Source organism: Streptomyces sp. NPDC004031 (assembly GCF_053604375.1).
The window spans coordinates 1-22,330 of record NZ_JBSGHL010000051.1 but is presented as its reverse complement, the minus strand read 5'-3'; the positions used below and the strand labels follow the sequence as shown (position 1 = coordinate 22,330).

At 73.7% G+C, this 22,330-nt stretch carries 21 protein-coding genes and 1 pseudogene; 5 read left to right on the top strand and 17 right to left on the bottom strand.

Annotation, left to right across the window (positions count from 1 at the left end):
- Positions 1-23: 23 nt before the first annotated feature.
- Positions 24-2,045 carry a glycoside hydrolase family 127 protein gene (locus ACWERV_RS27585; protein WP_452937973.1) on the bottom strand — a complete coding sequence of 674 codons (2,022 nt, stop codon included), beginning with the start codon at positions 2,043-2,045 and terminating at the stop codon, positions 24-26.
- A gap of 346 nt (positions 2,046-2,391) precedes the next feature.
- Between ACWERV_RS27585 and ACWERV_RS27580 the strand changes: the two genes are divergently transcribed.
- From ACWERV_RS27580 to ACWERV_RS27570, 3 genes are all read left to right on the top strand, one after another.
- A complete protein-coding gene (locus tag ACWERV_RS27580; RefSeq protein WP_452937970.1) occupies positions 2,392-3,414 on the top strand; it encodes a LacI family DNA-binding transcriptional regulator in 1,023 nt (340 codons plus the stop codon).
- Positions 3,415-3,500: 86 nt separating this feature from the next.
- Complete coding sequence (locus tag ACWERV_RS27575; RefSeq protein ID WP_452937967.1) at positions 3,501-4,502, top strand: MDR family NADP-dependent oxidoreductase; 1,002 nt, start codon at positions 3,501-3,503, stop codon at positions 4,500-4,502.
- Between the two features lie 22 nt (positions 4,503-4,524).
- The gene (locus ACWERV_RS27570) at positions 4,525-4,932 is read left to right on the top strand and encodes a MerR family transcriptional regulator (RefSeq protein WP_452937964.1); all 408 of its coding nucleotides are present in this window, start codon (positions 4,525-4,527) and stop codon (positions 4,930-4,932) included.
- A gap of 56 nt (positions 4,933-4,988) precedes the next feature.
- On the opposite strand, the gene ACWERV_RS27565 is transcribed toward ACWERV_RS27570, so the two are convergent.
- From ACWERV_RS27565 to ACWERV_RS27495, 15 genes are all read right to left on the bottom strand, one after another.
- Positions 4,989-5,501, bottom strand: coding sequence for a hypothetical protein (locus tag ACWERV_RS27565; RefSeq protein WP_398344406.1), 513 nt, complete (start codon positions 5,499-5,501; stop codon positions 4,989-4,991).
- Positions 5,498-6,424, bottom strand: coding sequence for a hypothetical protein (locus ACWERV_RS27560; RefSeq protein WP_452937960.1), 927 nt, complete (start codon positions 6,422-6,424; stop codon positions 5,498-5,500). The genes ACWERV_RS27565 and ACWERV_RS27560 overlap by 4 nt, the downstream gene beginning before the upstream one ends.
- Positions 6,421-8,034: an AMP-binding protein gene (locus ACWERV_RS27555; protein WP_452937957.1), complete on the bottom strand. Its 1,614-nt coding sequence runs from the start codon at positions 8,032-8,034 to the stop codon at positions 6,421-6,423. Before ACWERV_RS27555 ends, ACWERV_RS27560 begins: the two co-directional genes overlap by 4 nt.
- An 11-nt stretch (positions 8,035-8,045) precedes the next feature.
- Positions 8,046-8,405 carry a DoxX family protein gene (locus tag ACWERV_RS27550; RefSeq protein ID WP_398344401.1) on the bottom strand — a complete coding sequence of 120 codons (360 nt, stop codon included), beginning with the start codon at positions 8,403-8,405 and terminating at the stop codon, positions 8,046-8,048.
- A 125-nt stretch (positions 8,406-8,530) separates the two neighbouring features.
- Entirely contained in the window at positions 8,531-8,848 is a 318-nt protein-coding gene (locus ACWERV_RS27545) for an acyl carrier protein (RefSeq protein ID WP_452937953.1), read from the bottom strand.
- 50 nt (positions 8,849-8,898) lie between these two features.
- On the bottom strand, positions 8,899-10,710 hold the full coding sequence (locus ACWERV_RS27540; protein WP_452937951.1) for an acyl-CoA dehydrogenase: 1,812 nt from the start codon (positions 10,708-10,710) through the stop codon (positions 8,899-8,901).
- Positions 10,707-12,581: an acyl-CoA dehydrogenase family protein gene (locus ACWERV_RS27535; RefSeq protein ID WP_452937948.1), complete on the bottom strand. Its 1,875-nt coding sequence runs from the start codon at positions 12,579-12,581 to the stop codon at positions 10,707-10,709. Before ACWERV_RS27535 ends, ACWERV_RS27540 begins: the two co-directional genes overlap by 4 nt.
- Before the next feature lie 3 nt (positions 12,582-12,584).
- Positions 12,585-14,321, bottom strand: coding sequence for a fatty acyl-AMP ligase (locus ACWERV_RS27530; RefSeq protein WP_452937945.1), 1,737 nt, complete (start codon positions 14,319-14,321; stop codon positions 12,585-12,587).
- A gap of 719 nt (positions 14,322-15,040) precedes the next feature.
- On the bottom strand, positions 15,041-15,298 hold the full coding sequence (locus tag ACWERV_RS27525) for a hypothetical protein (protein WP_452938052.1): 258 nt from the start codon (positions 15,296-15,298) through the stop codon (positions 15,041-15,043).
- A 113-nt stretch (positions 15,299-15,411) separates the two neighbouring features.
- Entirely contained in the window at positions 15,412-16,881 is a 1,470-nt protein-coding gene (locus tag ACWERV_RS27520) for an MFS transporter (RefSeq protein WP_452937942.1), read from the bottom strand.
- A 71-nt stretch (positions 16,882-16,952) separates the two neighbouring features.
- Entirely contained in the window at positions 16,953-17,210 is a 258-nt protein-coding gene (locus ACWERV_RS27515; protein WP_452937939.1) for a class I SAM-dependent methyltransferase, read from the bottom strand.
- Between the two features lie 97 nt (positions 17,211-17,307).
- Complete coding sequence (locus tag ACWERV_RS27510) at positions 17,308-17,802, bottom strand: MarR family winged helix-turn-helix transcriptional regulator (RefSeq protein WP_398189678.1); 495 nt, start codon at positions 17,800-17,802, stop codon at positions 17,308-17,310.
- 153 nt (positions 17,803-17,955) lie between these two features.
- Positions 17,956-18,219, bottom strand: a complete 264-nt coding sequence (locus ACWERV_RS27505) for a hypothetical protein (RefSeq protein ID WP_452937936.1) — start codon at positions 18,217-18,219, stop codon at positions 17,956-17,958.
- Complete coding sequence (locus ACWERV_RS27500; RefSeq protein WP_452937934.1) at positions 18,213-19,802, bottom strand: metallophosphoesterase family protein; 1,590 nt, start codon at positions 19,800-19,802, stop codon at positions 18,213-18,215. The genes ACWERV_RS27505 and ACWERV_RS27500 overlap by 7 nt, the downstream gene beginning before the upstream one ends.
- 74 nt (positions 19,803-19,876) lie before the next feature.
- Complete coding sequence (locus ACWERV_RS27495; protein ID WP_452937931.1) at positions 19,877-20,539, bottom strand: nitroreductase family protein; 663 nt, start codon at positions 20,537-20,539, stop codon at positions 19,877-19,879.
- Positions 20,540-20,567: 28 nt separating this feature from the next.
- Between ACWERV_RS27495 and ACWERV_RS27490 the strand changes: the two are divergent.
- Positions 20,568-20,747: pseudogene (locus ACWERV_RS27490) on the top strand (ABC transporter ATP-binding protein); the annotation flags it as partial.
- A gap of 252 nt (positions 20,748-20,999) precedes the next feature.
- Here ACWERV_RS27490 and ACWERV_RS27485 read toward each other — a convergent pair.
- Positions 21,000-21,620 (bottom strand): L-threonylcarbamoyladenylate synthase, encoded by a 621-nt coding sequence (locus ACWERV_RS27485; protein ID WP_452937930.1) that lies wholly within the window; start codon positions 21,618-21,620, stop codon positions 21,000-21,002.
- A gap of 179 nt (positions 21,621-21,799) precedes the next feature.
- On the opposite strand from ACWERV_RS27485, the gene ACWERV_RS27480 reads away from it, so the two are divergent.
- Positions 21,800-22,330, top strand: a 531-nt coding sequence (locus ACWERV_RS27480; protein ID WP_452937927.1) for an SPFH domain-containing protein, incomplete at its 3' end; no start/stop codon positions are given.

The window sequence follows — 22,330 nt, the reverse complement described above, 5'->3', positions numbered from 1 at the left end:
AGAGGGGTACGAGGGGGCGCCGGTCAGCTGGCCGTGGGGGGCGCCGTGGGGATCCAGACGCGCATGCTGCCGTCGCGGCGGTTGGCCCACGCGTGGTACGGGACGGCGGTGAGCGCAACCATCTCGCCGGGGTCCGTAGCGGCGGCGGTGTCCGCCTCCCGGTAGGGCCACCACGCGGGTCCGGTGGCGGTGGGGGCCGCGGGGCGGTGCCCGGTCGCCTGGACGGTGACGACACCACCGAGCAGGTCGGGGCGTTCGACCGCGGTCAGCGGGCGGGAGAGGTCGAGCACCAGGTCGTCCAGGCCGCCGCCGTCCTGGTCGGCCTGTTCGAGGCAGTAGACCAGCGGGCCGCGCTCGATGGCAACGCAACCACGCACCGCGTCCGCTCGCGGGTCGGCGGCCGTCCGCCGTACGTCCAGCCGGAGTTCCAGCACGACCTCGTCGCCCGGCGTCCACGTTCTTTCCAGGCGCAGCCAGCCGTCCTCGGCCGCGGGTTCCGCCAGCGGCTGCCCGGCCACGGTCACCGCGAAGCGGCGGCACCACTGGGGGATGCGCAGCGAGAGCGTCCAGGGCCGGGCGGCGGCCGTGTTTGCGTCACCACCGGTCTCCTCCACCGTGACCGCGATGGTGCCGTCGTCGGGATAGCGAGTGTTAACGCTCACACTCAGGGCGGCGCCTGCGGCGTCCACGGTGTAGCGGCCCGTGGCGTACTGGTGGAGCTGGAGGCCGGTGGAGCTGCCGGTGGCGACGTAGTGCTCCAGGCTGGCCAGCAGTCGCATGACGTTGGGCGGGCAGCAGGCGCAGCGGAACCAGCGGGTGCGGCGGGCGGACTGGTCGCCGCCGGTGTCGGTGTGGCCGTCGCGCACCTGCAACGGGTTGACGTACAGCCAGCGGTCGCCGTCCAGCGACACCCCGGCGAGGAAGCCGTTGAACAGAGTGCGCTCGATCAGGTCGCCGTAGCGGGCGTCCCCGGTGAGCAGCGCCATCCGCCAGCTGTAGTGCACGGAGGCGACGGCCGCGCAGGTCTCGCAGTAGGCGCGCTCGGTGGGCAGTTCGTACGGGTCGCCGAATTCCTCATGGTGGTGGTGGGCGCCCAGGCCGCCGGTGATGTGCGTCTTGGTCGCGACCATCGCCGACCAGAGCCGCTCGCACGCCGCGCGCAGTTCCGCGTCCCCGGTCTCCACGGCGAGGTCGGCGGCGGCGGCGAGCAGGTAGAGCTGGCGTACGGCGTGGCCCTCGACGTTCTCCTGGGCGCGCAGCGGCACCCGGTCCTGGCAGTACGCCTCGCCGCCGAGCACTCCGTGGCCGTGGCGGTCGACGAAGTAGCCCGCGAGGTCGAGGTAGCGGCGCTCGCCGGTCTCGCGGTAGAGCTCGACGAGCGCGGTCTCCACCTCGGGGTGGCCGTCGAAGCCGTCCACCGGCTTGCTCGGGCCGAAGGTGGCGTCGATCTGGTCGGCGAAGCGGACGGCCACGTCGAGCAGTTCGGTGCCGCCGGTGCCGCGGTGGTGGGCGACGGCGGCCTGGATGAGGTGGCCGGCGCAGTAGAGCTCGTGGCCCCAGCGCAGGTCGGCGTAGCGGGCACCGCCCTTGCCCGCCTGGACCCAGGTGTTCAGGTAACCATCGGGCTGCTGGGCCGCCGCGACCAGGGCGACGATACGGTCGACCTCCTTCTGCAGGGCCGCGGCGTCCGCCGCCACCGCCGCGTCCGCCGCCACCGCCGCGTCCGGGGCACCCGGCGGATCCTGCTGGCCGAGCTGCCAGGCGGCGGCCTCCAGCCACTTGTAGACGTCGGAGTCCATGAAGGGGTAGTCGCCCTCGAAGGCGCCCTCGGCGGCCCCGGCGACCAGCCGCAGGTCGTGCAGGTTGCCCGCCGACTCCAGCAGCCCCGGCCCCTGCGGGACGCTGACCGTGGCGTTCACCGTGCGCCGGGTGTGCCAGAAGCCGCCCAGGATCGCGGCGCCGGTGGCGGGCGACAGGGCAGGGCGCGCCTCGGCGCCGGGACGTACGGGTCCGCGCGGGACGGGTATCCGGCGGGTGCGGGACATGGATCTCCCCGGGTCGTAGGTGCGGCGGCGGAAGCGGCGCGTCGGGCGGGGCGTACGGCCGGTCACCGGCTCCCCGCGACGGCGTTTCCCGCTGTGCGCAAAGGTTTTCTTGGCCCGTAACCTAGGGCGACGTGCTGGACGCGTCAAGCCTGTGAACAACAGGAAAAAGAACCTGTCTCCCGGCGGTCCGGTGGCCCATGACGAGGCGTGAGATGCCCGCACAGTGCCCGCAGCAGCCGTGCCGCGCCAGCGCGCCGCCCGCGGGCGTACCCGTTCCCCGGACTTGGGACATGCGCCCGGGGCTGGCAGGATGAGCGCTGCCGTGGAAACGAGCAAAGGATTGCCTGTGACTGAGACCGACCGTCGTCCCGCCGCCGCCGGACGCGTGACGCTCACCGACGTCGCCGCGCTGGCCGGGGTCAGCGTCGGCACCGCCTCCAAGGCGCTGAGCGGCAACGGCCGGATGCGGCCGGAGACCCGGGAGCGGGTGCTGGACGCGGCCCGGCGGCTGGACTTCCAGCCCAACGAGGCGGCGCGGGTCCTGCTGGCGGGGCGGACGTGGACGGTCGGGCTGGTCACGACCGACGGCATCGGCCGCTTCAGCACCCCCGTGCTGCTCGGCGCCGAGGACGCGCTCGGCGCCGGGAAGATCTCGGTGCTGCTGTGCGACACCCGGGGCGACGCCATCCGCGAACGGCACTACGTCCAGACGCTGCTGGCCCGCCGGGTCGACGGCATCATCGTCACCGGCCGCCGCACCGACCCCCGTGACCCCCTCCAGGGCCTGCACGGCGTCCCCACCGTCTACGCGCTGGCCCCCTCCACCGACCCGGCCGACATGTCCGTCACCTCCGACGACGAGGGCGGCGCCCGGCTCGCCGTCGACCACCTGATCGCCTCGGGCCGCCGCCGCATCGCCCACGTCACCGGCCCCGCCCACCACGCCGCGGCCAGCCGCCGCGCCCACCTGACCGGGACCCAGCTCGCCGAGGCCGGCCTCGAACTGTCCGGCGGCCGCGTCCACTTCGGCGACTGGAGCGAGGCGTGGGGCCGCCGCGCCGCCCATGCCGTCCTGCGCACCGCCCCCGACACGGACGCGTTCTTCTGCGGCAACGACCAGATCGCCCGCGGTGTCACCGACACCCTCCGCGAGTCCGGCCACCCCGTCCCCGAGGACATCGCCGTGATCGGCTACGACAACTGGGACACGATGGCCCTGGCCGCCCGCCCGCCGCTGACCACGATCGACATGAACCTCACGGAGATCGGCCGCATCGCGGCCCTGCGCCTGCTCGACGCGATCGACGGCCGCCCGTCGCAGGGGTCGCAGACGGTGCCGTGCAAGCTCATCATCCGCGAGTCGACCTGACGGCTCCGGCGGCGGGGCGGCCGGAGCCGCGGCCCCGCCGAGGCGGACTTGACCCTGACCCGCGGGGCAGGACTTAGCGTCCGGGCATGAACGCGACGCATCGATTTGTCCGGCTGGACCGCCGCCCCGAAGGGCTGCCCGCCGAAGGGGACTTCGCACTGGTGGAGGAGCCCGTACCGCGCGCCGGGGCGGGGCGGGTGCTGGTCCGCAACACGCACTTCCTGGTCTTTCCGGGACTGCGCACGCTCATCGGGGGCGAGACGCGCGACGTGCCGCTGCCGCCGCTGCACCCGGGCGACGCGCTGTTCGGGCCGGCCGTCGGGGAGGTGGTCGGGGGGCCGCTGGAGAAGGGGCGGCTGGTGATGCACCTTCAGGGGTGGCGGGAGTACGCGGCGCCGGCGGCCGCGGAGTGCCGGGTGCTGGACGGGGAGCTGCCGGATCCGGTGGCGTATCTCGCGCAGGGCTCCGCGGCGTACGGGGCACTGACCCGGCTGGCCCCGGTGCGCGAGGGCGACACGGTGCTGGTGACCGGGGCCGCGGGGGCGGTGGGGACGCTCGCGGGGCAGATCGCCCGGCTGCTGGGGGCCGGGCGGGTGGTGGGGAGCACCGGCTCGCCGGACAAGGCGGAGCGGCTGCGGCGGGAGCTGGGCTACGACGCGGTCGTGCTGCGCGGGGCGGGGCCGTTCGGCGAGCTGCTGGGCGCCGCGGCGCCGGACGGGATCGACGTCGTCGTGGACACCGTGGGCGGTGGGCAGCTGACGGCCGCCGTCCTCGCGGCGAACCGCGGCGCCCGGATCGCCCTGGTGGGCGCGCTGGCCGGGCAGTTGTCGCCGGACCGCGCGGGGGGCAGCTCCCCGGCCGAGCTGGACACCTACCGGCTGCTGACCCGCGGGATCACCGTCGCCGGGTACAACGGCATGGACCACCCGGACGTCGAGGCGGAGTGGGAGGCGCGCTTCGGGGAGTGGCTGCGGGCGGGCGCGATCCGCTTCCCGTACACGGCCGTGCGGGGAATGGGGAGCGCCCCGGGGGCGTTGCCCGCACTGATCGCCGGACGGTCCTTCGGCGCGGCGGTCGTGGAGCTGTAGGTCGCGGCGGGGCGGAGCGGGCATGCGGATCGGCGAGGCGGCGGCAGCGGCCGGGACGACACCGCGCGCGCTGCGCCTGTACGAGGCCCGCGGCCTGCTGCCGTCCCCGCCGCGCAGCGCGTCGGGTCAGCGGGAGTACGGCCCGGCGGAGGTCGCCCGGGTCCGCGCCGTGCGTGAACTGCTCGCCCTGGGGCTGACGCTGGAGGACGTACGGCGCCGGGCCGACCGGCTGGACGCGCTCACGGGGGGCGGGTCCGGGGTGGCGTGCGGGGACGGCGGTTTCAGCGAGGTGGTGGCGGCCCGGCTGGCGGCCCTGGACGCGGAGATCGCCCGCCTCACCGGGCTGCGGGAGGAGCTGGCCGCGGCGGCGGGCGCGAACGCGGACAAGGGCACGGGCAAGGGCGCGGGCACGGAGCGTACGCCGGGGTGACCCGTGCCGCGGACCTGGGGCAGGCAGGTCCGCGGCACGGGGCGTCGGCGGCCCGGTCAGGCCAGGCCGTCGAGCAGTCCGGCGAGGGCGTCCAGGTCGCGGACGACCCAGGTGGACACCGACATCACCGCGAGGTTGTCGACCAGGGACGTCACCGTGGCGATCGGGACACCCGCGGCGAAGGCGGCCTGCATCTCCATGGCCGTGCCCATGCTCAGCGTGCGGCCGGGGAGGTAGGCGACGCACAGGTCGCACGCCGCCGCCTCCCGGGTCATCTCGTTGAACGTCGCGCGCAGCGCGGCCAGTTCGGCGGGCAGCGACCCCAGGTCGAGGACCGGGGGCGGGTCGCCCATGAGCTTGCCGATGAGCGCCAGGGTCTCCGGGTCGGCGAGCCGCCGGGTGACCTCGGTGCTCGGGTCGAAGCACTCCGCCGCGGGGAAGCGGGCGGCGACCAGGGCGGCGATCTGCCCGCGGTAGGCCTGGTCGTCGGTCCGCAGGTCGGCGTTGGAGCCCTGGATGGTACCGGCGACGAAGACCCGCCGCAGGTCGATGGCGTGTGAGTTCGTCATGCGTCCTGCAGGTGGTAGTCGGGGAGTTCGGTGCGGTGGTCGGCGATCTTCTGGTAAACCTGCGCGGCCGACACGAGGTGCTCCTCGATGTCCTGGCGCCCCAGCCCGGTGGTGCGTTCGAGGTCGGCCCACACCGCGTCGGCCGCCGTGCCGCCGCCGTTGGGGGTCGCGACGCCCTGGCCGGAGCGCAGCCAGATGTCCCGGGCGGAGAACTCGCACTCGGCGAAGCCCTTGAGCGGGATGATCGCCTCGGCCGTCACCGCCGAGCCCGCCGCCGCCTCCGCCTCCGCCTCCGCCGCACCGGCAGCGTCCGCCGCCTGCGCCGTGTCCGTCACGATGGCCCGGATCGACACGCTGTTCTGCTCGGGGTGGGTGAGCAGCGCGAGCATGTCGGCGGAGAAGCGGGCGAAGTCGAAGCGGTTCTCCGAGCGCAGGGTGAAGTGCCGGCTCAGGAAGTGCGCGCCGTTCTTCACGCTGTACTTGGAGTAGCTCAGCCGGATCCGGTAGCCCTCCCCGGACGACCGGTAGACGGCGGTGAGCCGCGCGGGGTGCGCCCCGCCCTGCTCGTCCCGCCGCACCGGCGCCGCGTCCACCTCGACCTCGGAGCGGCCGCCGCGGACCTCGTCGGCCGGGAAGACGATGGGCGTGAGGTGCATGAGGTACGGGTCGAGGACGATCACGGCGCCGTCGTCCTCGAAGACCGCCGCGATGTGCCGCATGTCCTGGAGGATCGCGGCCTTCGGGGTGCCGAGCGCCGCAGCCCGCTCCGCGACGTAGAGCGTCTGGTGGATGCACGCCACGCCGTGCCGCGGGTCGGGGTCGCTCTTGTGGTACCAGTGCAGGTATTCCGTCGCGCTGTTGTACGGCACGCCCCGCAGCACCGATTCCAGCGCGGCGGCGTACGGGTCCGACGTCGAGGTCACGTGAATCGCTCCTCCAGCACGGTGGTGTCGGGGCTGTCGGCGAAGACCATCGACCGCAGCTCCTTGCGGCGCACCTTCCAGGTGGACGTCCGCGGGAGGCGGTGCCAGGGGATGAAGACCGGCGCCGCCATGTCCGGCAGCCCGCGCGTCACCTCGGCCCACCGCTCGGCGTCGAGGTCGGGCCCGTCGAGGCTGACGACGGGGACGGGGGCCTGCTCGCCGCGGGTCAGGACGATGACCTCGACGGCGTTGTCGATGCGCTCCAGGAGCTTGCTCTCCAGTTCCGTGGCGCTGCCGCCGGGGATGGCGTCCACGGCGCGGTCGACGAAGTGGATGCGGCCGAGGGCGTCCTTGTAGCCGACGTCACCGGTGTTCCACCACTCGCCCTTCCACTTCTCGGTCCAGCGGTCGGTCTCGCCGACGTAGTCGACGCAGATGGACTTGGCCTTGGCGAACAGCACGCCCACCTGGCCGCTCTTGACGGGCCGTCCGGTCTCGGGGTCGGCGGCCTTGACGCTCACCAGTCCGGGCCACGGGTTGCCCATCATGTTCATGTCCCCGCCCGCGGCGGCCCGCCGGTTGATCTGGCCGCGGGTGTAGCCGAAGCCCGCCATCGGCCCGACCTCGCTCTGGCCCCAGCTGTGGCCCCACAGCAGGAAGCGGCGCTTGGAGGCGTTGACGAAGGGCCGGGCGATCGACGGGTGCATCAGGTCGAAGGTGTTCATGTAGTACCGGACCCGCGCGAACAGCTCCGGGCGCCGCCGCACCAGCGGCACCCACGCCTGGAAGACGTTCGGGGTGGCCTCGATCGTGGTCGGCCGCACCCGCTCCAGCAGCTTCTCGACGTCCTCGGCCTCGTGGCTGCTGGCGATGAGCAGGGCCTTGGGGGCCCAGCGCAGCTGCGCCATGGCCCAGGCGTACGCCCGCGAGTGGGCGAACGATATCGAGCTGAGGCAGACGTCCTTGGGCCCGTTGACGGCGATCGGCATCGGCAGCAGTTCGAGCTTGGTGCCGGCCCGGCAGGAGTCCGCGGTGTGGGCGACGAGCTTGGGCGTGTTCGTCGTGCCCGAGGTGTGGGTGATCATCATCTGGTCGCTGTCGGCCTTCAGGTCGAGCGCCGGTACGGGGCTGCCGCGCAGCCCGTCCAGCGTCGGCAGGCCCGCTCCGGCGTCCCCGGCGCCGCCGTCGATCAGCACCGTCTTGCCGAAGGACACCAGGTCGACGCCCGCGCGCTCGGCGGCCTCCAGCACCTGGGAGGTGATCAGGGTGACGGCGGGGTCGAGCCGCCCGAGCATCTCGACGAGGTGCTCGGGGTAGTTGGCGCCCGAGATCGTCGCGGCGGTGGCCCCGATGCGCGCGGCGGCGGCCGCGAGCAGGACCATGTCGAAGTGGTTGCGCTTGACGACGGCGATGCGGTCGCCCTTGCGCGCGCCGGCCGCGTACAGCCAGCCGGACGCCTCCCGCACCAGGGTGGCCAGTGCGGCCGCGTCGTACTCGGTGCCGGCCGTGGGCGCGATGTCGAACGGCCGGTCGAGGATCATGGTCGTGGTACGTGACTGCTCGGCGTGCCAGTCGAACAGCAGGCCGAGGTTTTTCGGCGGTTTCTTCATGGGACGCTTCCTCAGACCGCGAAGGAGATGACGAAGGCGGCGACCGCGCAGGCGAGGAATCCCAGGCAGTTGACCCAGAACTCCTGCTTGGTGAACCGCGCCCGGATGTGTGCGATCGACGCGCACAGGAAGTAGACGATCACCCCGACGTTCGCGCTGAAGCCGATGCCGTCGTGCTTGATGCCGACCAGCAGGCCCACGACCGCGAGGGTCTTCACCACGAGCAGCACCCACCACCAGTCGCGCGGCAGCTTCACGCCGTCGAGACAGGCCTGGATGAACGGGAGCGGGCGCACGGACATCAGGACGTCCGAGGCCAGCAGGACGGCCAGCGCGATCTGCGGCCACGAGGGGCTGGGGCTGAGGTGCATTCTCGTTCCTTTTGGTGAAGGGGGCCGGCGTCTGCCGGTGCGCCGGGATCCCTCCGGCCGGGGTGCCGGCGGCCGGAAGGCGGGGCTTCAGGCCGGCGGTGGCTGGTGGCTCGTCGGGTCGCCGGTCACACGCTGTCCGGCTGCTGCCCGAACTCGCCGAGCAGGTAGCCGACGAGCGCGTCGACGGTGGGGTGGTCCCAGGCGACGGTGGGCTCGACGATGAGGTCGAACTCGTCCTCGATGTCGCCGCACAGGCTGAGCGCGGCGACGGAGTCGAGGCCGTAGCCGGTCAGCGGTGCGGCCGGGTCGATCTCGGCGGCGGGCAGCCGGGTGTAGGCCGCGACGCGGCCGATCAGCCACTCGGCCAGGGACGCGGCCGTGTGCGGCTGCGGGGTGGCTGCGGGGCCGGGCTGCGCCGGGCTTTCGGTGGTGGTGTCGGTCACGGGTTCCTCCAGATCCGGATGAGGGTTCGCGGGCCGGGCGGCGGGATCGGTCAGCCGGCCGGTGCGGTGGCGTAGAGGTCGAAGCTGCGGCGTCCGGCGTGCCGGCGCAGCAGTTCCTCCTGCACACGTGCCGCGCAGTCCGCGGGCAGCGCGGCGGGGCGGCGGCCGAGCCGCCGGACGAGCCGGTCCAGCGCGGCGGCGGCCCAGGCGGGGTCGGCGAGGAAGGCCTCCGCGGCCCGGTCCCGCCCGGCGCCCGCCGCCGGATCCCGCCCCGCGCCCGCGTCCCGGGCGCGGCGCCACACTCCGAGGACGGCGGCCCCGGCAAGCACCACGGCGTAGCGGTCGGACAGCGCGAAGCTCGCCGGGGAGGCCAGCGCGGTGCGGTCCACCGGGGGGAGCGCGAGGCTCTGCTGCTGGATCAGCCGCAGTTCGGCGACGAGCTGCCGGGCCAGGTCGCGTACCGCCGCCTCGTGCGGGGAGCCGTCCGGCAGGGTGTCGGCGGCGGCCACGAGCGAGGCGCTCAGGCTGTCCCGGTCGGCGGTCAGGGCGAGCTGCCGGAAGGGGATCTCCGGCAGGTCGGTGTGCGGCTCGAACAGGGCGTCGGGGGCGGGTGCGGTGCGGAACCAGGAGCGCCGGGCGAGCCGCGGCAGTTGCGGGACGATCGTCGCCTGGCAGGCCGCGGCCCCGGCGTGGCCGAGGCTGAGCACCGGGAGGTCGCGCAGGTGCTTCTGGAAGATGCCGGTCGCGCCCTCGCGTACGTAGAACCGGGCGCCGAGGACCACGGACAGGTCGTGCACGGCCTCCCGCAGCAGCTTCGGCACCAGGTACTTCACCGCCGAGGCGTAGACGCTCGCCTCGCCCGGCAGCAGGTGCACGCTGCGGGCGCCGGCCAGGCACAAACAGTCGGCGGTGAGCAGGTCCAGGAAGGCGCCGCCGAGGGTGTCCCTGGCCTGCGGGATGTCGGCCACGGTGCGCTTGTAGAGGTGCCGTCCGGTGGCGAAGGACACGACCGTGCGCAGCGCGCTGTCGGCGGCGCCCAGGGCCATGCCGGGCAGGGCGCTGCGGGTGAGCTGGAAGGAGCGCAGCGCCACGTCGGCGCCGTGGCCGAGCCCGCCGACGAGCGCGGTCGCCGGGACGGGGGCGCTGTCGAGGTCCAGTCCGGACAGGTGGCAGCCGCGTACGCCGACGGTGCCGTAGCGGGGCAGTACGGTCAGCCGCTCGGGCGCCACCTGGGCGCGCTCGACCATCAGCACGGAGTGGCTGCGCGGGCCGGGCGCGGGGTCGGTGCGGCTGAACAGCAGCCAGGCCTGCGCGCGGGCGGCGTTGTTGATGACCTGTTTGGTGCCGTGCAGCAGGAACGAGCCGTCGGGCCGCACCCGGGCCTCGAAGTCGTTGCGCAGGAAGTCGTTGCCGTGCGCGAGTTCGTGGTAGGCCACCGAGACCCGGCCGCCGCCCAGCAGGATCTCCGCCAGCCGCGCCTGCTGCCGCGCGTCGCCCTCGGCCCATACGTTGACCGACGCCATGAAGGACGTGACGCCGTAGCCGAGGCCGAGCGCGACATCGCGCCGGAAGACCTCGCGCAGGACGCGGGCGAGGCCGTCGAGCCGCTCCAGCCTGCCGCCGAGGGAGGCCGGGACGAACTCGGCGTTCAGCCCGAAGGCGTCCAGCAGCTTCTCCCCGGCCGCGGACAGCTCGCCCGCCTCGTCGGCCGCCAGGATCGCGGCCTCGCCGACCGGGTTGGCCACGTCGCCGGGGTCGCCGAAGGCGGCGGCCAGCTCGGCGACCCGAGCGGCTGTGCCCGCCTCCTGGGGCTGGGGCGGCGCCGGGTGGGGCGCCGTCCGCTCCGCCTGATCCGCCGTCATGACGCACTCCCCGCGGCCGGTCCGATGACGGGGACGGCAAGGGCCGGCCGGACCGTCCCGTCCTCGGCCGCCGCGGCGGCGGGGCGCAGCGACAGGGGCAGCAGCGAGACCAGCCGCCCGCCGGTGTGCAGGGCGGTGGCCGCGTCGAGGACGCCGTCCAGCGCCTCCGGGTCGGCCGCGTCCGGGACGTCCAGCGCGGCCAGCAGCCGGGCGAGCGCGGCCCGCAGCCACAGGGCGTCGCGCCACAGCGGCGCGGTCGCACCCGCCTCGGCCTCGGCGTGGCTGTACGTCCACAGGCCGACGCAGGCCGCACCGGCGAAGCACAGCGCGAACCGGCGGGCGGCGTCGAAGGCGGCGGGCGGCACCTCGGTCTGCGCGTCCTTCAGCGCCGCCACCTGCGCGTGCACCGCGTCCACGGCCACCACCAGCCGCTCGGCGGCGTGCAGGGCGGGCGCGAGCGCCGGGTCGTCGGCGGCCAGGTCGCGCAGCCGGGCCACGCAGCCGGGCAGCGCGGCCAGCACACCGCTGCCCTGCCGGGCGATGAGCGAGAGCCGGCCGAGGTCGGCGGGCGGCAGCGGCGCGGTGAGCCGGAAGGCCGCGACGGCTCCGGGCACGTCGCCGGCGGCGCGCTCGTGGGCGCGGGCCAGCAGCCGGAACTGGCTGATCAGCGAGTTGAGGTTGACCAGGGTGTTGCCGTCGAAGAGGCCGACGATGCGGTGGTCCCGGTCGATCTTCTGGAAACGGCCACCCGCGTAGACGTCCTTGAGGAAGGCGCGGGCGCCGAGCAGTCCGGTCAGCGCGGTGACGACGGCCTCGGTGCGGGTGGGCACGAGGTACTTGGTGACCGCGGCGACGACGGACAGCTCCGCCGGGAGGGTCTGCACCGCGCGGGCGGCCACCAGTGCCAGCGCCTCGTCCGCGAGCACGTCGGCAGTGGCCTCGGCCAGCGTCCGGCGGGCCTGCGGCAGTCCGGCGAGCGGCCTGCCGTACAGGCTGCGCCCGGCGGCGAAGTCCAGGCCGAGCGCGAGCGCGTGGTCGGCGGCGCCCAGCGAGAGCGCCGCGCACATGGTGCGGGTCAGCTGGAGCGCCTTGAGCACGGTCTCCAGGCCGCCGCCCACCTCGCCGACCACGGCCCCGGCCGGGACCGGGGCGCGGTCGAAGGCGATCCCGGAGATGTCCGCGCCGCGGATCCCGTGCGTGCGCACCTTGTCCAGGTGCCGGTACGTGCCGGCGGGCAGGGCGCGTTTGTCGACCAGCAGCACCGAGTAGCCGCGCGGGCCGCCCGCCGGGTCGGTGCGGGAGAGCACCGACAGCAGGCTGCCCCGGGTGGCGTTGTTGATCAGCCACTTCTCGCCGCTGAGCAGGAAACCCGCGGGGGCGTCGGGGCCGGTGTCCGGGCCGGTGTCGCGGCCGGTGTCCTCGGGGGGCTCCGCGACGACGTCACCGGCCAGCAGGTCGCTGCCGTGGGCGCGTTCGGTCAGGGCGAGGGAGACCCGGGTCCGGGACGCGACGGCCCCGGCCAGCTCCCGGCACTGCTCGGCCGAGCCGCCCACCCAGACACAGACCGCGCCCAGGTACGTCTTGCCGTGGGCGACGGCGACGGTCAGGTCACGGCGCGCGACCGTGCGCATGAGCTGCATCAGCTGCTCGTAGTCCGCGAGCCGCCCGCCGTGGGCGGCGGGTACGTAGAAGTGGTGCAGGCCCAGCTCGTCCAGCCGGTCGCAGGCACCTTCGGGGAAGGCCTCGCGCTCGTCCAGGGCCAGGCTGCGGGCGTGGCCGAACGCCGAGGCCGGCTCGTCCGGGTCGCCGAGATCCCACTCCAGCTGCTCGGCCAGCCGGTGCGGGGCGTACGGGGCAGGGGTGCGGTCCACGGCTCAGCCCACCGGGGCGGGCTGCGGGGCGGACACGAGACGGGAGACCTGGCGGTCCAGGTCCTGGTGGACGGGCTCCAGCCGGCCCTCCAGCAGCAGCGCCCGCATCAGGGTGCGCTGGATCTTGCCGCTGGTGGTCTTGTGCACCGCCGCCGGGCGGACCAGGACGACGCTGCAACTGGCCTGGAACTCGCTGCGGACGTGGGCGCGGATCTCGGCGCACAGCGCCGCCGGGTCCTGCGCCGCGGCCCGGCGGAACTCCTGCACCAGGACGAGGTGCTCCTCGCCGTCGTCCACCGAGAAGGCCGCGCCGGCGCCGCCGCGGAAGGCCGGGTGCAGGGCCTGCACCGCGCGCTCCACGTCGTGCGGGTAGATGTTGCGGCCGTTGATCAGGATCATCTCCTTGAGACGGCCCGTCACGTAGAGCTGCCCGGCCTCCAGCACGCCGAAGTCGCCGGTGCGCAGCCAGCCGGTGTCGGTGCCCCCCGCGGAGACGATCCCGGCGTCGAAGACGCGGGTGTTGACGTCGGGCCGCTTCCAGTAGCCCGAGGAGACGCTGGCGCCCTTGACCCAGATCTCGCCCACCTGCCCGTCGGGCTGTTCGGTGTGCGCGTCCGGGTCGACGATCCGCACGCTGAAGTCGGCGGGGTCCACCACCCCGCTGCTCACCAGCGTCCGGGTGCCCGCCTCCGGTCCGGCCTCGGCGAGCCGGCCCTGTTCCAGCGCGGCCGCGTCCACGGTGCGGTGGACGGGGCTGCGGTCGGCCGGGGTGCCGGAGACCAGCAGCGTGGTCTCGGCCATGCCGTAGCAGGGGAAGAAGCTCTCGGGGCGGAAGCCCGCGGGGGCGAAGCGCTCGGTGAAGGCGCGGACCGTCTCGGCGCGGATCGGCTCGGCGCCGTTGCAGGCGTGCCGCCAGGTGCTGAGGTCCAGGGTGGCGAGCTGTTCGTCGGTGATCCGGCGCAGGCACAGGTCGTAGCCGAAGTTGGGGCTGCCGCTGACGGCGACGCCGTACTCCCCGATCATCTGCAGCCAGCGCACCGGCCGCATGAGGAAGGTGACCGGGGCCATCAGCACCGTCGAGCCACCCGCGTAGAGCGAGTGCAGGATGTGCCCGATCAGGCCCATGTCGTGGTAGGCGGGCAGCCAGCAGCCCATCCTGACGCCCTCGCCGGTGCCGAGCACGCGCGCGATGGCCAGCTCGTTGGCCAGCAGGTTGGCGTGCGAGACCATGACGCCCTTGGGCTCGCTGGTGGAGCCGGAGGTGTACTGGAGGAAGGCCAGCGACTCGCCCGCCAACTGCGGCCGCGTCCACTCCCCCGGCTCGCCCCGGGTCGGGTCGTCGGTCGCCAGGACCTCGATCCCGGTGGCGCCCGAGGCGCGCAGCCAAGCGCTGATGCCCGGTTCGTCCGCGGAGCCGGTGAGCACCGCGCGCACCTCGGCGTCCCGCAGGATGCCGGTGAGGCGCGCGGACTGGTTGTTCTCGCCGGGCAGCGGCGCGGGCACCGCGACGGACCCCGCGTAGAGGCAGCCGACGAAGGCCTTCACGAACTCCAGGCCCGAGGGGTAGAGCAGCAGCACCTGTCCCCCGGCCGCGCCCTTGCGCTGCAGCCAGGAGGCGATCCGCCGGGCCTCGGCGTCCAGTTGGGCGTACGTCAGCCGTTGTGCGGCCGCGTCAGGCGAGTTGCCGGGCAGGAAGACGTACGCCTCCTGGTCCGGCCGCTCGGCGGCGTGGCGCAGCACAAGCTCAGTGAAATTTTCCTGCCCTCGCAAGACCGTCCCCCGATCTCCACTCGCCCACGACACGCCCGCCCGGACCGGATGCCCGGCCCGCGGTGCGGCGCGCGGGAGCCGCCGTCCCCTGCCGGGACGGCTCGTTCCCGATGCCGGACCAACTGTTTTCGGACGCAGCCGACCACGGCGGCGTCATTCGCATTGATGGTGAATTCATTCCGCCCGACCCGTGAATCCCCGGGAATCACAGCGATCGGGTTCCAATTCCTGTCCCATTGCCCCCGGTACGGGCCGCGACTTTCTTGACAGCCCTTTGCCGATTGACGTTTTCGACAGTATCAGACGCCCATGACACACGCGGCTGCCATTGCGGGCCGCCTGTTCGAACCGGGCTTATGGGCGTTCTTTTCACGGCCTTGCACCCCATCTGACCGACTCGCCGGGTCCGGCCCGCTTCCTTCCGTTATCGCCGCACCGACGCGGCCTCACCCCGCGCGCCGGGAAGGCGGTTTGCGGCAGATCGGCTGGATTTCACGGGCGACCGTGCAGAATTCACGCCTCCGGCGGCGGGCGGCGGCGCCAAGCCGACACCAAGTGCATTGTCAGAAAAAGCGGAGCAATGGCCGCCGAGATGGTCCTCCGCCCGCCGGAGCGACCCGCCCGCCGGGCCTGGCAGCGGAATAGGACCGACCGGGGCGGAGGGATTCACCTCGGCCGGCGCGCCACTTTCACCGCGCCGCCGGGGGAAGCCCGCACAGCCACGTCTCCAGTTCGCTGGTGAGGGCCTCCGGGCGTTCCTGGTGAATCCAGTTGCCGCTTTCCCGGACGTCCAGCGGCGCGCTGTCGGCGGTCACGTTCAGCCACAGCGCCACCTCCGCGGCGTCGGTGCGGACCACGAACCGGACACCGGCGGGCATGGCCGCGCAACTCGCGAAGCCCTGGGAGAAGGTGGTGGCGAGCCGTGCCCGGGGGATCCGGCGGGGCAGCCAGCCGTCCAGGGTGCGTTACAGCTCGGCGGCCCCGTCCCGGGACAGCACCGGGTCGTCGGGAGCGAGCCACTTCACCGCCGCGGTGCCGGCCTCCGGGGCGACCTTGCCGCTCACGCGTGCTCGCTCTCCAGGCCGGCGCCGGACGGCTCGGCCAGCGGCGGCGCCGCCGCGTCCTTGACGGCCGCCGGATCCTCGGGCGCGCCCAGGCCCACCGCGGAGGCGATGACACCGGCCAGCGAGAAGACGCTGACGGCGGCGAAGGCGTGGTGGTAGCTCTGCACCCCGGAGCCGCTGGAGCCGGCCAGCACCGCGGCGCCCACCGCGACGCCGAGGCCGCCGCCGAGCTGCACGGCGGACTGGATGAGCGAGGCGGCCAGGCCCTGCTTCTCGTCCGGCACGCCGCCGACACCGGCGATGTTGAAGCTGAGGAAGCTGGTGCCGTTGCCGAGGCCGTGCAGGACCAGGGCGGGCAGCAGCGCGGCGGCGTACGAGGCGTGGGCTCCGGCCCGCAGGAAGAGCACGATGCCGAGGCCCTGGAGCACCATGCCGATGACGGCCGGGACACGCAGCCCGACCCGCCGGATGAGCCGGGGCGCGAGGTTGACGGCGATCAGGATCGACGCGGCCATCGGCACGATCGCCATACCCGCCTGCAGCGCGCTGTAGCCGAGCACGTCCTGGAGGTAGAGCAGCGCGACGAACTGCCAGCCGATGGTCGCGCAGGCCCAGACGACGCCGACGACGTTGGCCGTGGCCAGGGTGCGCGAGCGGAAGACGGCGAGGTCGACGAGGGGGTCCTTGCGGCGGCCCTCGATGAGCACGAAGGCGATCAGCAGCACCATGGCGACGGTCAGGCCGCCCACCGTGGACACCGAACCCCAGCCGACGTCGGAGGCGCGGGTCAGCGCGAACACCAGCAGCAGCAGGCCCGCGGTCGCCGTGACGGCGCCGACGACGTCGAATCCGCGGCGGGCGCCCTGATGGGCCTCGTCGGGGGCGACGACGCCGCGCACGAGCGCGAGCACGAGGGCGGCCACCGCGAACGGCACGAAGAAGGTGAGCCGCCAGCTGATGGACGTGAGCAGTCCGGAGAAGACCAGGCCGGCCGCGTAGCCGCTGGCGCCGGTGAGGCCGAACACGCCCATCGCCCGGTTGCGCTCGGGTCCCTCGCGGAAGGTCGTGGTGATGATCGACAGCGCGGCCGGGGCGATGAACGCGGCGGCGACGCCCTTGACCACGCGGGTGAGGATCAGCAGCGACCCGCTGGAGACCAGGCCGCCGACGAGACTGACGACCGCGAAGACGGCGGTGGCCCAGAAGAACATGCGGCGCCGTCCGAAGAGGTCGGCGGCCCGCCCGCCCAGGAGCAGGAAGCCGCCGTAGGCGACCGCGTAGCCCGAGATGACCCACTGGAGCTGCTGGGCGTCCAGATGCATCGAGTGCTGCATCTTGGGCAGCGCCACACCCATCAGCGAGACGTCCATGGAGTCCAGGAAGAGCTGTGCGCACAGCACCAGGAGCAGCAGGTTGCCGTTGCTGCCCGGTCCCGGCACCGATGCCTGTGATTGACGCTCCGTCATCGCCCCCACCGTTTCGTTGCGGCAGACATCGTCTGCACGTCAATGATTGGGGCATAAACGTAGCAGTGCAATCATCTTGCTTCCAACTGTTTGACGGCAGATGGGAGGTTGATGCGCCGCCGCCGGAACGACGGCTCCTCCAGCAGCAGCACACCTCCCGGCCCGAGCCGGCTCGCGAGCCGGGCGACGGCCTTCTCCGGGTCCGGCAGGTGGATCACGAGGTAGCAGGTGCGGATGAAGTCGAACGTCCCCGCAGGGAATTCCGCGCTGTCGCACCACCTGAAGGTGCTGCGGGACTCCGGCGTCACGCCCGGATCGAGGGGACCCATCGCCCCATGCCCCGCGAGGACCTGGAGGCCCGCTTCCCGGGCCGGGCGCCGGCGCCGGTGTGACGCGGCCGGGCCTCCGGACGGACGGTCCGGCGGCTCACGCCACGTCGAGGATCTTGACCATCAGCCGGGCCAGCGTCCTGCGCTCGGCGGGGGTCAGGGCCTGGAAAGCGCGGTCGAGGAAGCCGGGCACGCCGTCCTCGACGTCCGCCAGCGCGGCGAAGCCCTCGGGCGTGGGCACGATGACGTTGGCCCGGCGGTCCTTGGGGTGCCGCTCGCGGCGCACGAAGCCGGAGTCCTCCAGCCCGTCGATGCAGCCGACCATCACACTGCGGTCGATGCGCAGTTGCTCGCTCAGCTCCTGCTGGGAGCACGGGCCGACGTCGTTCAGCATCTTCAGCACCAGGTGCTGGGCCGCCGAGATCTCGTAGCCGGTCAGCTCGGCGTCGATGGACTTGGCCACCAGCGTCGTGGCCCGGCACAGGCCGACGTCGGGGCGGTCGAGGGCGAGTTTGGCGAAATACTGCTCGCGCCGGTCGTCACCCACGACCCTGCTCGGCGAGGCGCGGCGGATCTTCGGCGGGTTGCTCATCTGGATTCCCTCGGGCGGCTCTTCCTGCTGGCAGGATATGGGGTGCCAAGAATGTTTTCCTCCATATTTCTTGCACCTTACCGCCTCCGCGGCCCGCCGTGCGTGCCCCGCAACGTCGTGGCGGGCGGGACCGTCCCGGCCGGGTAGCGGTGGTCACCGCCCCGCCGCGGCGCCCACCACGGCCAGCACCTGCCCCGCGAGTTCGGCGGGCGGGCGCAGGGCGTCCAGGACGACGGCCCCCGCGGGCAGCCGCGGCGGGATGTCCTGGAAGTTGCCCGTCGGGCAGTCGACGATCCCGGTCAGCAGGGCGCCGACCTGCTCCGGGTCGAACACCAGCGCGTCCGGCAGGTGCCCGCGCAGGGCGGCCATCAGCGTGGTCTTGCCGCTGCCGAAGGCTCCGTCCAACCAGATCAGCACGCGTGGCTCCGGTCGGGTCCGGCCGTGTCCTGGTGCGGGACGGGAAAGCCCGTGAGGGGGATGGTGAAGTCGTCCTCGACGGGCGGTTCGAGTTCGTGCGGGCGCAGGCCCGTCGCGGCGAAGCAGCGGACGCGGACCTCGGTGGGGGTCACGTCCAGCCGCAGGAAGTTCTTGAAGAACGGCGGGCTGTAGGTGGCCGACCCCGGTGACAGCACCCGGGTCAGCATCCGCCGCACCGGCAGCCGTACCCGGCGTCTGCGGCCGGGGCGGGAGGCCACACCGAGCACGGCGGCCACGAAGCGGGTGCGCCGGGTCACCGCGGCGTCCGCGGCCGCGCGGGTGGGGGTGATGCCCAGCCGGGCGGCGATCACGGCGGCGGCCTGGTCCGGCGTCAGGTCGAACAGCCGCCGCAGCCGCAGCCTGCTGCCGTACAGGCGGCTGTAGAAGGCGAGCGAGTCGGCGCGCAGCGGGTAGCAGCGGAAACGGTCCTCCGTCACCCCGCCGACGGCGACCGGCGGGATGGTGTGGGTCGCGTGCATGAAGGCCCCGCCGCCGCCCGAGACGACGTACTCGATGCGCCGCCCGTCCACGTCGACCGGGTAGTGCTGGTAGTTGTGGATGTCGCCGCCGATGGCCGCGACGAAGCGGTTGCGCGGGTCGCGCACGATGGCGTCGACCGTGCCGCCGCCCTCGATGGGGCACGGGTGGTGCTCGCCGTCGACGTACAGGGGCGAACCGGTGACCAGGATCTTCGGCCGGGGCCCGCGTGCGACCCGGGCGAGCCACTCGCCCTGCTCCCGGTCGATGCCGCCGAGCAGCCCGGTGTCTATCCCGATGATCCGCAGCGGTCCGGAGTCCATGGCCCAGTACGGCGCGGGGCACCGGGCGGCCTGCGCGGGCCGGTCGCGCATCGCGCGCGCCGCCGCCAGCCGTTCCGCGTCGATCGCCGCGGGCGGGCGCCACAGCAGCGACCGCCACCAGGCCGCCGACCCGAACCGCGGGCGGGGCGGGGGCGGCGGCTCGGGGGCGTCGCAGAAGACCCGCATGTAGCCGCCCAGGCCGTCGTACCAGTCGTGGTTGCCGGGTATCGGGTAGATCGGCGCGTCGTAGTCGCGGTAGGGCCGGAAGAACTTGGTGCCGTACTCGTCGGCGCTGCCCACCGGGTAGAGGACGTCGCTGCACAGCACCGCGTAGCGGGTGCCCGCCCCGGCCTTCAGCAGGCCGGGGACGACGGCGTACTGCGGGGCGTCGCCCTCGCCGGTGTCGCCGAGCAGCAGGAAGGAGAAGGTGTCGGGGTCGTCCCGCTCGATCAGCAGATCCGGGCCGGTGGCGCCGCGTTCGACCTGCCCGCGCACCCACTGCTGCCGCCGCGCCCCGGTGGGGTCGCCCAGCAGCGAGGCGAGCGGGCCGTTGCGTGCCTTCCACAGCGTCGCCGGGTTCAGCCACGACAGGTTCGACACCCGCGGCGGCATCAGCTCGGTGTACGTGCCCGGTTCCTGGGCCTCCCAGCCGGCGCCCGCGAGCGAACCCCGGGAGGACTGCGGCGGGGCGGACGGCTCGTCCGGCGGGGTGGAAGGCGGCATGGCCCGACTCTAACTCCCGTACGGGGTACGGCAGGCGGACTCGGCGCAGTTGCCCGCCGGACCCGCATACGGCGCTACGGGCGGCGCTGCTTCCACTGGTCCCAGTGCAGGACGTGCTCGCGCGGGATGCGCGGTGCGGGTTTGAAGTCGGTGCCGATGGTGTAGGCCAGCGGGATGAACGCGGCCAGCATGACCTCGTCGTAGGGGACGCCGAGCACTTCGGCCAGTTCCCGCTCCAGCGGCGCCTGGGCGGTGGTCCAGGTCGTGCCGAGGCCGCGGGCGCGGGCGGCGAGCATGAAGTTCCACACGGCGGGCAGGATCGAGCCCCAGGTCCCGGCCTGCTCGGCGACGTTCGCGCGGTCGGTGCGCCCCTCCACGGCGGGGATGACGAACACCGGCACCCGGTGGATGTTCGCGGTCAAATGGCGCAGCCCGTCGAAGACCCGCTCGGTGGAACCGGGGTGGTAGCCCATCCGCCAGGTGTCGCGCGCTGTCAGCTGCTGCCCCTGGGCAGCGGAGAGGGCGCGCAGGAAGAGGTCGGCCACGGCGTGCCGCTGGCTGTCCTCGGTGACCACGACGAAGTGCCAGCGCTGCCGGTTGCGGCCGGTCGGGGCCTGCACGGCCAGGTCCACGCACTCCTCGATCAGCTCGCGCGGGACGGGGCGGTCGAAGTCGAGGCGCCGGCGCACCGCGCGGGTGGTCGACAGGAGTTGGTCGGGCGTCAGATCCAGGGTCACGGAAATCATCTTAGGCCAGACGATCAGCATGCAGACAAATCAGCAGGTGGGCACGGGAGTGCCACCCGGACACCCGGGCACGGCGGGGCGCCGCACAGGTGCGGGAGAGTGCCGGGAGATGCGGCCCGGGTCAGGCCGAGGCGGTGGCGAGCGCCTGCGGCGCAGGCCGTGGGAGCTGTCCGGCGGCCGGCGGCAGCGGGTGGCGATCGCCCGAGCGCTCGCCACCCGCCCCCGGGTGCTGGTGTGCGACGAGCCGGTCTCCGTGCTCGACGTGTCGTTGCAGGCCCAGGTGCTCGACCTGCTGGCGTCGCTGCGGGAGATCGCCGACGAGGTGATGGTGAGGCGCGACGGCCGGGGCCTGGAGAGCGGCCCGGTGGAGCGGGTATTCGCCGATCCGGCGGACCCGGGCGGTGGCCCAAAGGTCACCGCCCCGGGGCCGACCCGCGACGCGGACCGCGCGCTACTCGAACCGTGTGGTGTCGCCCGCGCCGCGGCGCAGGATCTCGGCCCCGCCGCCGGAGAAGTCGACGACGGTGGTGGGCTCTGTGCCGCAGTCGCCGGAGTCGACAACGGCGTCGACCACGTGGTCGAGCCGCTCCTTGATCTCCCAGCCCTGCGTCAGCGGCTCCTCCTCGTCGGGCAGCAGCAGGGTGCTGGAGACCAGCGGCGTGTCCAGCTCCGCGAGCAGCGCCTGCGTCACGACGTGGTCGGGGATGCGGACGCCGACGGTCTTCTTCTTGGGGTGCTGCAACTGCCGCGGCACCTCCTTCGTCGCCGGGAGGATGAAGGTGTAGCTGCCCGGCGTGGACGCCTTCACCGCCCGGAAGACGTCGTTGTCGATCTGCACGAACTGGCCGAGCTGCGCGAAGTCCCGGCAGACCAGGGTGAAGTGGTGCCGGTCGTCGAGGTGCCGGATCGTGCGGATGCGGTCGACGCCCTCACGGTTGCCCAGCCGGCATCCCAGCGCGTAGCAGGAGTCCGTGGGGTAGGCGACCAGCGCCCCGGCCCGGATGCTCTCGACCACGCCGCTGATGATGCGCGGCTGCGGATTCTGGGGATGTACATCGAAGTAGCGTGCCATCGGCCCAGCCTAGGGCGGCCCGCCCGGTGACCGTGTGCGCCGGGCCGCCGCGGTCGGGGGTGCCCGCCGGAACCGGCGGGCGCCGACCGAGCGTCAAACCCTCGCCAAGGAAGGGCCGTTGTGCGGGCGGCGGCCGGTCGGCAGGCCGTACCCTCACGCACCGGACTGGGGAGTGGGACATGGAGATCGTGGTTGTACTGCTGATCGTCCTGGCCGTGGTCGGCCTGATCGTGCTGCCGAGCAGCATGCGGGTCGTCAAGCAGTACGAGCGCGGGGTGATCTACCGCTTCGGCCGGGTCAGCCCGCTGCCGAAGCAGCCCGGCCCGCGGCTGGTGCTGCCCTTCGTCGACCGGATGACCAAGGTCAACATGCAGGTCGTCACCATGCCGGTGCCCTCGCAGGAGGGCATCACCCGCGACAACGTCTCGGTGCGGGTGGACGCGGTGCTGTACTTTCGCGTCGTCGACCCGATCCGGGCGACGGTCGACGTGCAGAACTACCAGTTCGCGATGCTCCAGGTGGCCCAGACCTCACTGCGGTCGATCATCGGCAAGAGCGAGCTGGACGACCTGCTGTCCGGCCGGGAGCGGCTGCACGAGGGCCTGGAGCTGATGCTGGCCACCCCGGCGACCGGCTGGGGCGTGCACATCGACCGGGTGGAGATCAAGGACGTGGCGCTGCCGGAGTCGATGAAGCGGTCGATGGCCCGG